The organism is Micromonospora sp. CB01531 (genome assembly GCF_001905095.1).
Lineage (GTDB): Bacteria > Actinomycetota > Actinomycetes > Mycobacteriales > Micromonosporaceae > Micromonospora.
This window is the reverse complement of sequence record NZ_LWLS01000008.1, coordinates 1-10,678: the sequence shown is the minus strand read 5'-3', so window position 1 is coordinate 10,678 and position 10,678 is coordinate 1. Positions and strand designations below refer to the sequence as shown.

9 protein-coding genes and 2 pseudogenes are annotated in these 10,678 nt (G+C 63.4%); 9 read left to right on the top strand and 2 right to left on the bottom strand.

Annotated features, from left to right (window positions below; genetic code table 11):
• The first annotated feature begins 198 nt into the window (after window positions 1-198).
• The 6 genes and pseudogenes from A6A27_RS03825 to A6A27_RS03810 all read left to right on the top strand — a co-directional run bounded on the left by A6A27_RS03825 (window position 199) and on the right by A6A27_RS03810 (window position 4,881).
• Window positions 199-852, top strand: coding sequence for a hypothetical protein (locus A6A27_RS03825; RefSeq protein WP_073832984.1), 654 nt, complete (start codon window positions 199-201; stop codon window positions 850-852).
• The gene (locus A6A27_RS42790) at window positions 842-1,411 is read left to right on the top strand and encodes a hypothetical protein (protein ID WP_143193859.1); all 570 of its coding nucleotides are present in this window, start codon (window positions 842-844) and stop codon (window positions 1,409-1,411) included. Before A6A27_RS03825 ends, A6A27_RS42790 begins: the two co-directional genes overlap by 11 nt.
• Before the next feature lie 468 nt (window positions 1,412-1,879).
• Window positions 1,880-3,088 carry a PD-(D/E)XK nuclease family protein gene (locus A6A27_RS03820; RefSeq protein WP_083672405.1) on the top strand — a complete coding sequence of 403 codons (1,209 nt, stop codon included), beginning with the start codon at window positions 1,880-1,882 and terminating at the stop codon, window positions 3,086-3,088.
• 184 nt (window positions 3,089-3,272) lie between these two features.
• A pseudogene (locus A6A27_RS45635) lies at window positions 3,273-3,422 on the top strand (helix-turn-helix domain-containing protein); the annotation flags it as partial.
• A 465-nt stretch (window positions 3,423-3,887) separates the two neighbouring features.
• Window positions 3,888-4,334, top strand: a complete 447-nt coding sequence (locus A6A27_RS44790; protein WP_198940174.1) for a hypothetical protein — start codon at window positions 3,888-3,890, stop codon at window positions 4,332-4,334.
• Window positions 4,335-4,341: 7 nt separating this feature from the next.
• Window positions 4,342-4,881 carry a restriction endonuclease gene (locus tag A6A27_RS03810; protein ID WP_143193857.1) on the top strand — a complete coding sequence of 180 codons (540 nt, stop codon included), beginning with the start codon at window positions 4,342-4,344 and terminating at the stop codon, window positions 4,879-4,881.
• Window positions 4,882-5,017: 136 nt separating this feature from the next.
• On the opposite strand, the gene A6A27_RS03805 is transcribed toward A6A27_RS03810, so the two are convergent.
• Both A6A27_RS03805 and A6A27_RS42780 read right to left on the bottom strand, forming a co-directional pair.
• Window positions 5,018-6,229 carry a helix-turn-helix domain-containing protein gene (locus tag A6A27_RS03805; protein WP_073832979.1) on the bottom strand — a complete coding sequence of 404 codons (1,212 nt, stop codon included), beginning with the start codon at window positions 6,227-6,229 and terminating at the stop codon, window positions 5,018-5,020.
• Window positions 6,226-6,579 carry a hypothetical protein gene (locus tag A6A27_RS42780; RefSeq protein ID WP_143193856.1) on the bottom strand — a complete coding sequence of 118 codons (354 nt, stop codon included), beginning with the start codon at window positions 6,577-6,579 and terminating at the stop codon, window positions 6,226-6,228. Before A6A27_RS42780 ends, A6A27_RS03805 begins: the two co-directional genes overlap by 4 nt.
• Before the next feature lie 158 nt (window positions 6,580-6,737).
• Here A6A27_RS42780 and A6A27_RS47320 point away from each other — a divergent pair.
• The 3 genes and pseudogenes from A6A27_RS47320 to A6A27_RS42775 all read left to right on the top strand — a co-directional run.
• A pseudogene (locus A6A27_RS47320) lies at window positions 6,738-7,731 on the top strand (RHS repeat-associated core domain-containing protein); the annotation flags it as partial.
• Window positions 7,732-7,856: 125 nt separating this feature from the next.
• Window positions 7,857-8,990, top strand: a complete 1,134-nt coding sequence (locus tag A6A27_RS47315) for a polymorphic toxin-type HINT domain-containing protein (RefSeq protein ID WP_443189941.1) — start codon at window positions 7,857-7,859, stop codon at window positions 8,988-8,990.
• A complete protein-coding gene (locus tag A6A27_RS42775) occupies window positions 8,990-9,403 on the top strand; it encodes a hypothetical protein (protein WP_143193855.1) in 414 nt (137 codons plus the stop codon). Before A6A27_RS47315 ends, A6A27_RS42775 begins: the two co-directional genes overlap by 1 nt.
• Window positions 9,404-10,678 lie beyond the last annotated feature (1,275 nt).

Below are 10,678 nucleotides of genomic sequence, written 5' to 3'. Positions count from 1 at the left end.
CGCCACCGACCGTCCTATTGCGCACGAGATCGTTAGTTGCAAGTCGTCGTTGATGCCGAGGAGGGCCAGTGGGCGGGCGCTGTTGCGGGCGTGGTGCCGGTTGGCGGCGGCGATGTGCGCGGTCGCTGGATCGCGGCACCTGCTGCGCCGCAGCGCGAGCCTCACAGCAAGTGGCCGGACCGTGGCAGGCTGGGATGCATGGACGGCGCGAACAGCGACCTTGAGGGATCGCCCAGCGAGCGGGAGCTACAGGTCCTGCATCTGTTCATGACGAAGAGGCGCGAACTGCCGCTCTTGGCGGCATCTCGGTGCCCTCATGACGAGCGGTTGCTGGCTGCTGTCTTTCGGCTGACCGACGGCTTGTGGGCCTGGCACGCGGGCAGCCGCCTGTCGCCATCGGGAAGCCGGACAGAGATCGAATCCTGGCACTTGGACAGGTTCGACAGCGAAGAGTTCTCCCCAGAAATCTATCGTGAGGCCGCTCAGCTAGCTGACGAGCTTCTGAGCGCCGCACCTCGCTACGAATCTCCGGCAACAGTGGTGCGGATCCTCAGCTGTGGAGGCGACCGCACGGTACGTGTCACATCGTGGCGCGGCACCCGGCACGCGTTGCAATTCTTCGCCAACGGCCTGCCCTTGTTCGAGTACACCTCATGTAAGTGCCGCCGGGCGTACCACGTGCAGATGCTTGCCCTGGTCCATGCCGGTGTCAGGGCAGACGCCGGCACGATTCGGCGCGGGAGCCACGTGCAAACTCTGCCAGTAACACCGGCAGGCAAGTCCGCTGGCGTGGCTGCCTTGGCGTACCAGTTCACCGGCAGGGGTGTGCAGGTGACCCTCGATGAACGATGACCGGGAAGCCGAAGTCCTCATTTCGATCGCTGAGTACGGCCGACGCCTGACCAGGTTGGCGGATAGCCGGTGCGTCAAGGACGGTCGCCTCCTGGGCGCCACCTACCGACTGTCGGACGGCATCTGGGTCTGGTCCGCAGGGCATCGGCAACCACCACGGGCAATACGGCACAACGCCGCAGCAGTTCACCTCGACGCGATCGACGACTGCTCGACCGCCGAGGAAGTCCGGGCCTGCTACGACGGCGCCATCGAAGCTTTGTCCTCCGCCACGAGGTTGAAACCCAGCCCTTCGGTCATGAAGGTCGAGATGAAGGAGGCTGGACGGTGGTCGTACGCGATGACGGGGCCGTTCGCCATGCCGATGGTTACCGGGCCCAGCTTCACCGTCACTGAGGTGTCATGCGGTTGCCGACGCCAGTACTACCTGGACATTCACGCGCTCGTCAAGGAGTCCATCGGGCGTACGAAGACCGGGGAGCAACCCGCCCACGTCGCCCCTCTACCACCCGACCTCCCAGAGCGGGAAGCCCAGCGTCTGCTAGGCTCGCGCTCATAGGCTCGAGCGTGCTTCGCCGCCCCCGTGAGATGAGCACCACGGACTAACCCGAATTGGGGATAGTCGTGCCTGCGCTCCTTCCCGCATTACTCCTGATTACCGCAGCAATCGCGCCCGTCGGAGCCTTCTTGGTGATCGCTCTGGTCTCTCTGCGTGGCACTACGCCAGCCGACCGACCGGAGATCCTCCGCGAACTGGCCGCGATGCTCGCTTGGCGGAGCGGACATGCGCCAACGAATCGACAGGGCCGGCGGGCCAACCGCTAGCTGGGCAACCCCGCATCGCAACGACGCGCGGGGCTCCGACTCTCGAGAGGCTACGGCCTCTAGGTCGGCTGCTGATCAATGGCTGCTGGCCGCGCGTCGTGCGGCGCGGCTGCATCGATGCCCCGAACCGGCACGTTCACCCGGCTCGGCAGAAGCGGGCGTCTGACGCAGAGTTGTCGGAGGGGCCTGCAACCATCGTGTAGTGACCGACGAGCAATGGCTGGAGAGGTCAGCCACCGAATGGCAAGCGGCGAATCGGGCACAGGTCGGGCAATGGGAGACGCATCTGAGTGTTCTGGCGGCGGAAGCCGCCGCCATCAAAGCCGCTGGCCAGTGGCGAACCGGCCCTCGTACCCTGCTGGCGGTTCTGGGCATGCACGAGCTTGAGCGCAAGCTCGTCACCTGCCTGGCCTGGGTGCTGCGACCCGAAGGCCACCACGGGCTGGGCGACCGCGTCGTGAAGGCCCTATTCGAGCGGTGCGGTCTACCGTTCGACCCGACCGCTCAGGTGCGAGTAACCCGGGAGGAACCACGGTTCACCTCCGACGGCAAACGAACGCCGGCAGACCTCGTCGTCCGCGCCGGAGGGGTCTGCGTACTGCTCGAGGCGAAGGTCAACGCCAAACAGCACGGAGACCAGTGCGCCCGGCTTACGCGACTGTGGGCCAACGAGGCGGCCACCCTGGTGTACCTGACGCGTGAGATGGCCGGGCCCGACGGCCCACCAGGCCCTGCAGGGTGGAAACCGCTCACCTGGCGGCACATCGCCGGCTTCATGGCTCCGCTGCCGAACGACGCGTCGGCCGGCGCCCGGGACTTCCTGGAAACCCTGCAGCTGCTGTACGGGAGCGAAGGACCTTCAATGCTGGATGAAAAGACGAAGTTCTACATGCGCCACTGGCGACTGCTGTCGGAGTGGGCAGCCTTACGTGACGGTGCGATGCGAGAGATCACCGCCGCAGTTCACAACGCGGCGGCAACACTCGACGCGACCCTTCTCGCGGAGGCTGAGCACGTCTGGGACATGGCTCTCGCCTCCCATCCGACGTTCGAGCTACGCCGGCCGTCCTGGCAGCGCGGCGAAGTGCACGCAGCGATCGCCCTGCAGTGGAAACCGGCCGAGCTGCTCACCGACGCGGACCCATGGCCGTATGTGGGCGTGCGGGTCAAGATGCCCAAGCACCCAGAGCGAAACGCGTTCGTGAAGACCATGACCGAGCAACTTGAGACCTACGCTAGTCACCTTGGTTGGTCGGGGTCCCAGATCGAGACTGGTTGGCTGTGGTGGCGCCAGGTAGCGCCAACCGGTGTCGACGACGACATCGGCAGCCTCACTGCCGAATGCCGCAATGCCCTCGAAGCCGGGTGGCAGAAGCTGCGCGGCCCTCTCGACGACTTGTTCGGCGGATAGCGGCGACGCTGGCCGCAGCAGGTTGCGCGGGGCGCCGACCACGCGCATGTCCCGATTCACATGCAGAATTGGTAGCGCGGCCGCACCGGACGAGAGGAACGCGATGCCGGAGTCACGCCACGCCCACTCCAACAAGTCGCAGCTGCCCCGAACGGTTCCGGCCCCCGACGAGTCAAATAAGGGAAGTCTTGGGGCGGACCTAGTCAAACGCTATACATCGGGCGAAAGCATCCGCGCATTGGCTGCCTCCACCGGAAGATCGTACGGCTTTATTCACCGAGTACTGACGGAAAGCGGCGTCCATTTACGCCAGAGGGGTGCTCGGCGCGAGAGGGGGACCCGCCTATCCGCCTTAGTGATCGCCGCAGCGGGGGTAGATACCCGCGCCGTGCAATCGACCCTAAGAAGCGTTGGGGTGACAAAGCAAACAGCATTGCGGAGTCATCTAAGCGATGACGCCGAACGCAAGCCGGACGCGGTCGTAGGCATCCTTCGCCCCCCAAGCAAAGGAGGCGATCGGCCCCGTCCGGAAGTTCGTCCAGGCTCCTCCAAGTCTCCGGAATTCACGAACGAGGATGTGATGCTTCGGCTGGGGCGTTTTGTCGAGCGAGGGACCCCCGTTCTCGTCGTTGCCCCTCCACCCCTAGCGGCTCCGACCGCTGTCGCTTCACTTGTCGTTGCACCATGTCCGGTCGATGACGTTCCCGCACTCAGCCTTCACCTTTGGGCTTTCATCGCTACTTTGCATAGACCGCAGCCCCGACCGACTCGGAGCACTGGCAGCGGCACGCCGCGGGGCGTGGCGCTCGAAAGCTTTGACGAGATCTCGAGGTGGCTTGCTTCAAACGCTGTAGTCAGCGGGATGCGGTTTGAGGATCTTGTCTTGCGTCTTCTGCGCGAGCAAGGTGCCGAGGTGGTCCAAACTCCGGATTTTATGAAGGGAGACGTTGGTTATGATGCGGCGTTCAGCTTGGGGGGATTACCAGAGATTGTGCTGGTTGAGGCAAAGAGCGGCGACCTCGATCACCAGAAGCTGACCTGGTTCGGTCGTCGCCTCCAGAAATCGATGCGCGAGAGGAATGTCGGCCTTGGTCTTCTCGTCTACCACGACGAGTTTGGACGACGGTTCCCGGACTTCAACTTTCCCTCGGTTATCGCAATCGAAATCGAGGACCTGCTTCATCGGCTGCGCCGCCACGATCTCAGGCGTGTGATTACCGACCAGCTCACAGAAGTCCCCGAGTGAGCCCGACGTGGCCGGTTACTCAAGTGTCAAGGTATCCGGGTTCATTACCCGGAGCAGGGATGCAGCCCTTTCCACCACCGCGCGCGGGATGGCCCTACAGCAACTCTTCGAATACCTACTCAACAAAGTTCCTGGGGTGATCTCACGGCCGAATTCTATCGATCCCTTCCACAGCGAGGAGATCGATATAGCTGTGGCAAACACCCGCACGAACAACGGCTTAGCTTGCTTTCCCCACCTCTTCCTTGTTGAATGCAAAAACTGGGCAAAGCCAGTCGACGCCCCGACGGTCGCCGCCTTCATCGACAAGATGCGTAATCGTCGAATTGAGCTTGGCATTCTAGTTGCGGCGAACGGGATAACGGGCGACCCGCATTCCCTGGCCGCCGCTCATCATAAGATAGCGATGGCTCAAGGCGATGGTCTAAGGGTTCTCGTAGTAACGGTCGATGATGTCTGCAAGCTCTCCAGCAGCACGGAGTTCGTGGCACTTCTGGTTGACCGCCTCCTACGTCTAATTGCGTCGGGCACCTCACTCAACCACTAGAAATGATCTTCTGAACCGGAAGCGGCTTCGGTATCTGGACGCGGCGACCCCCTTCCTCTTCTCACCTCACGCCCAGTCGCCTGTTACGGCACCTCCGGTGTAGACCGATCCCCTAACGGCCCCCCACCCACTGGCCTCAGATCCTGCCGTCTATTCCATACAAGTTAGGGATCGGCAGAGTTGCCACGCCACCCGCAACGTCTTCATGTTCCCGCTTGTCCGATGCATCTCCTTCGGGCAGCCCGAACGCGGTGGTGGGGCGGCGTGAGGTTGCCATCTCGAACAGGAAGACAGGCACGCGTGCTTGCTCGGCCAACGTACGGGCGGGGTAGCCTGCCGCTTCGAGGAGGTCGACGCTTCTGGGCAGCAGCGATGGCAGCTCAGGGGCGGTTCCTTCGCCGGGCTCCTGTCGACGCCAACCGCGGGACGACAGTGTCACCATCGCTTTTTGGTAGGTCGATTCGCTCATGACCTTCAGTTGGCGGCACCGCATGAGTAGTGCTTGCAGGCTTACGCCCCAGCGTTCCTTGAGGGCGAACAGCCGCTGCCAGTCAACCCGCGCGGGCAACTCGTCGATGATGCCCGCCGCCGGCATCAGGAACTCCGAGGCGAAGCGGTGCGCTTGGTCCTCGACGAGTTTGCTGCCTGGTTCCGCGTCGGTGTGCATAACGAGGTGGCCGAGTTCGTGAGCGAGGTCGAATCGTTGCCGGTAGTAGTCCTCCTTTACGGGATTGAGCAGGATGATCGGCCGGTCGCCCGCCTCGATTGAGAATGCGTCCACGGCGGCTGTCTGCGGAAGCGAGAAGACCACGAGGACACCCTTGTTTTCCAACAGCCGGACGAGGTGGCCAGCGGGACCGGTACCCATACCCCACCCGGCGCGAACATCCGCGGCGGCGGCCTCCGCTTCTCCCGTGGCCACCTCATCTGGCGGCACCGGCCGTCGCGGTACATCGCGCTGTGGTAGCTCGACGTACTTCTCTAGCGAGGCGGCGACGTCAGCGACCAGACACCCGTAGGCGTGTGCCTGATCGCGGACGAGCTGGGTCGTGGACCTCAAGGACCGGAAGTGCGGTGTAGGAATCGGGGTATCGGGCGCATCGGCAGCCATGAAGAACGACGGCTCGACCTTGAGGGTCAAGGCGAGCTGCGCCACTGTCGCAGGCGCTGGCCGCTTGGTCCCGTTCTCGTAGCCAGCCACTGCGGTGGGCGTCTTGCCGATGCGCTCTGCGAGGCCGTTCTTGCGTAACCCAGCAACCTGTCGGGCTAGGGTCAACCGTCGTCCGCTGAACAGCCGCGCGGCGTCGGCTAGCCGCGCGGCTGCAGTCGCGGGGGCTGGGCTCCTCATCGCCCTGATGACTCCACGGCGGTGTCCTTCCCGGCAACGCGGGGCCGCAGCCGCACCGGAGCGTCGGGCACGTCGGCGCCACGCGCGGGACCGGTTGGCGCCGGCGCTTCGGGTTTCGCTCCGGAGCCCGAGCCACCGTCGTTAGGAAGCAAGGATCGAAGCCACACCCAAGGCCTGCCGCCCCCGACGTTGAGCCTCGGTTTGCCGACGAACAGTTCGGTGGCTCCGCTGTGAGGATCAATGCTGTGCGCGAGGACGATGTTGACATCGCGCACGTTCGCTTCCAGCAGCTCACGCAGCGTGATCGTGTCTAGCCCGTGGCCGACGGGCTCGTCGTAGGTGCCGGGCAAGACGAACTGGTCGGGGCTGTCGGTACCGGTCTGCGCCGCGATCTTGCGCTTCGTGGGGCTCTTCCGTCCCCACGCGATGTCGTGGACCTTGCCGTACTCGAACGAGCTCAGGAACCACCGGTACGCCCCGTACCGCCATGCCGGCGAATTGTTGAGGTCGGCCCGAAGCCGCCAACTACAACTACACCTACGACCGCGCCGGCAACATCACCGAAATCCACGACACCCCCAACGGTGGCGTCGCCGACCACCAGTGCTTCACCCTCGACTACCTGCAACGCATGACCGAAGCCTGGACCCCGGAGACCGGCAGCTGCACCACCAAGCCCACCGCCTGGACCCAGATCGACGGCTCCGCCTACCCCTACTGGCACAGCTGGACCATCAACCCGGACGGCAACCGCAAGACCGAAACCCGCCGCGGGGCAACCAACACCACCTACACCTACACCTACCCCGCAGCCGGCGCAGCCAGGCCACACGCCGTGACCAACGTGACCGCCAGCGGCGGCACCACCTGGTCCCGCAACTACACCTACGACAACGCCGGCAACACCAAAACCCGACCCACCAGCACCGGCGCCACCCAAACCCTCACCTTTGACCGCGAAGGCAAAATCCTCAGCTCCACCGACTCCGCCACCACCAGCTACATCTACGACGCCGACGGCAACCGGCTCATCCGCACCGACCCCACCGGCAAAACCCTCTACCTCCCCGGCGGCACCGAAGTCCGCTACACCAACACCACCACCATCAAGACTGCCACCCGCTACTACACTCACGCCGGCCAAACGATCGCCATCCGCACGGGCACTGGCCTTAGCTGGATCGCCAGCGACCATCACGGCACGGCGGAGTTGACCATCAACGCCACCACGCTCGCCGTCGCCAAACGCCGCATGCTCCCGTACGGGGAACAGAGAGGCTCCACCGCCGGCACGTGGGCCGCAGGCATGGACAAAGGCTTCGTCGGAGGCACCCAAGACCCCACCGGCCTCACACACCTCGGCGCCCGAGAATACGACCCCACCATCGGCCGATTCATCTCCGTCGACCCTGTGATGGACCTGACCGACCCCCAGCAATGGAACCCCTACACCTACGCCAACAACTCGCCCGTCACATTCAGCGACCCATCCGGATTGCTCTGGATCAACGACGGCGGCGGCAAATACGTACCGCCAAGCCCCTCGGTGGCGCCGTCAAAGCCCGCGCCGCCCACGAAGCCCACCAAGCCCACGAAGAAGAGCTTCTGGGGAAAGATCGGCAGCGGGATGTACTCCGGTGCCAAGCGCGCAGTGGTGGACCCGCTCCGTGCGGCAGGTGGACAGATCGCGGATGGATGGACCTCCGTCTACAACAACGCCAACGCCGTAGCAGACGGCAAGATGTCGTTCACGGACGCGCTCGCTGACGCTGGAAAAACATTTGTCACCAACTATGTGTCTGCGATCGTGTCGGTGCCGATGGGCGTTGTGGGAGTTTACGAGGGGTACGCGAAAACTATTGGCCATATCGCTGAGGGCGACTACGAAGCAGCGGCCGCTAGTTGGACAGAATCAAGCATTGGGGCGGTAGGGATAGCCGCAGGCGCACGGACAGGCTTCAAGGGTGGGTGCCGCCACAGCTTCGCGCCCACAACGGCGGTGCTCCTCGCAGATGGAACCCGACGTGCGATCAGTGATGTAGGCGTCGGTGACCTCGTCCTCGCCACCGACCCCGAAACAGGCGAGACCACGGAAAAGCCGGTCACCGACCTGCACAAGAACCAAGACCGTGAACTGACTGACCTGACCGTTCGGACCGAGGACGGCGAATTCACCACCCTCCACACCACGCAGCACCACCCCTTCTGGAGCGAGAGCCGCCGAGATTGGGTCGACGCAGCGGAACTGCAACCCACCGAGCGGCTGCACACTTCAACCGGCGAGGCAGTCACCGTCGCCAAGGTCCGCAACTTCATCGACGACCAAACGATGCGTGACCTCACCGTCGCCGACCTCCACACGTACTATGTGATAGCCGGCAACGCGCCGGTGCTCGTACATAACGGTGGTGGTAAGCCATTCTCTGACCGTCATGGAAATCTGACCGATGGAAAGCACACTGTAAGTGAGGCTGCGATGGCACCGCATACAACGGGTTCCTTTGCTGGGAAGATGCTTCCCGACGGAACCGCTATGCCGGCGGGGAAGAGTCAATTCTTGTTCAGGGTGGATGCCTCCGCGGAGGCTCTTAAAGCTGCTCGATATGCGGATGCCAACAAGCTTTGGATTGGCAATAAAGCCAAGGTCTTCGTGAGTAATGGACCGATCGGGGTTCTTGGCAGGACTGGCGAGCTCACGAGCTGGATGACAGTGACTCGTTCCGGCCGCACAATCCATGCCTGGCCTTCTGGAGCTCCGTGATGAAGGCAACTCCCATTGACCAAGAGCTTGCGCTGATCTCGACCCTTGCCTGGAGCAAAACAGATGCAATCCAGCAGGCAGCGATGGTTGTCTCGCTGTTGCCTGGTGCGGTTACTTCCTGGGATGAGGGTGACGAGGACTGGATCCAGGTCATGGATGGTGCAGCGACGATCTGCTATATCCATGTGAGAAGACCCTTTATCATGCTCTTGGGTAAATTTTCGGAGACCCTGTATCGGGTAATTGAGGCTCGAGTAGTTGTACTGGTGGTGGATTCGTGGACCGAGAGAGCTTTCTCTGCTGATTTAGCAGGCTTGCGTAAGGCTTTTCCCGGCTACATCCTTCCGGACGCACTTCCGGGCCGAAGTGTCGAAGCATTCTCGGCCGAAGATCTATGGTTTGCCACTGACTGATTGTTGTTGCGATAGGGAACCCGAAGTCTCTGTGAGTGCCGCGCAAGAGGAGTCGGGCGGGCGTTGCCAGTAAACCCTGCCCGGCTCTTCTAGCCGGCTCCTCGGCGATCACGCATCGTGGTCGCAGGCTGTCGATGGCCGTCCATATTCGCTTGGGTTGCCGTCGCGGTTGCCGTCCAGCGTCTATTATCAATGCCCATGCATGAATGCAACGCTTTCGCGATGGCGGCGAATCCAGGATTCAGTGGCATGCCGCGTAGTGGTGCGGATCGATCACCGGAACCACTCGCTCGGGTGGTTGGTGAAGGGATCGCCAACGGCCTCGGAGCTCCGCTGCTTTGTCTCCGCGACATGCTTGACAACCCGTCGCGTTCCTTGGAAAGGGCGCATCGTTGTCCAGGAGCTTTCCTCTTGAGCCAGGCCATCCCGGCGGTGGCCTCATGCTGGAAACTCGGCACCGCCCCGTTGAGGCTGCGTCGGACCCTGACCACGTCGCCAGCACAAGCGTTCTCACTGATGATCAGGGCCTCTGCCAAGCCGTGGGCTGTCCGGGTTGACCGGGTTGGTGTAGACGGGCGGTGTCTGGCATAGCAGGGCGGGCATGACCGGCTTAGATGGCGATCGAGGTCTCTCTACGTCATGTTGACCGTCCGAAGTGGGTCGTGCCCGCACTGCCATCATCGTTGATCTCGCCCATGTCCGGCACAGCGGCCGTCACCAGGTCCGAAACCGCTACCGCACTGCCCGCTGCGTTGGCCGACCTACCAGATCCCCGTGCCCGCCGGGGCAGGGTGCCTGAACGTTAGCGGATGCCGGTCGACGCCGTGGGTGCTTTAAGGACGATGACCAGGGTGGTGCTTCGATCCCCTCCACTCAATCGCAGGCCATGCAAAAGGCCGGCTGAGCGCGTCCTGTGGGCGGCTGCTGATCTGCGGCCACCGAGCACAGCAGTTGCCCGTTGCGACCGCCACGCGCGACGCAGAAATGCAGAGGCCGCAGGTCATCAGCCTGCGGACACGGTTGGAGCAGCGTGTTAGGAAACCGTTGCTCTATCCCCAGAGCTACGACTAGCGACCTGGGCGTTCACCTGGGGTGGCAGGGAGTGGCCCACGTTCACCTACGTTCCCCCGACCGTCGTTCTCCCAGCCCAGGACCGCACATGGAGCACACGAACCCCGGTTTGCGACCGGCGGCCGGCCGCAGTGGCTCGCGCTGGCACCGGTTGACCCCGTTGGCATCCGCTGGAGACCCTGTTGGTCATTCTCGGTTCAGGCA

Excerpts from the sequence above, each read along its gene's own strand:
- A6A27_RS03805 (WP_073832979.1), bottom strand. The coding sequence starts at position 6,229 with ATGAGGAGCCCAGCCCCCGCGACTGCAGCCGCGCGGCTAGCCGACGCC.
- A6A27_RS47315 (WP_443189941.1), top strand. The coding sequence starts at position 7,857 with ATGTACTCCGGTGCCAAGCGCGCAGTGGTGGACCCGCTCCGTGCGGCA.
- A6A27_RS42775 (WP_143193855.1), top strand. The coding sequence starts at position 8,990 with ATGAAGGCAACTCCCATTGACCAAGAGCTTGCGCTGATCTCGACCCTT.
- A6A27_RS03825 (WP_073832984.1), top strand. The coding sequence starts at position 199 with ATGGACGGCGCGAACAGCGACCTTGAGGGATCGCCCAGCGAGCGGGAG.
- A6A27_RS42790 (WP_143193859.1), top strand. The coding sequence starts at position 842 with ATGAACGATGACCGGGAAGCCGAAGTCCTCATTTCGATCGCTGAGTAC.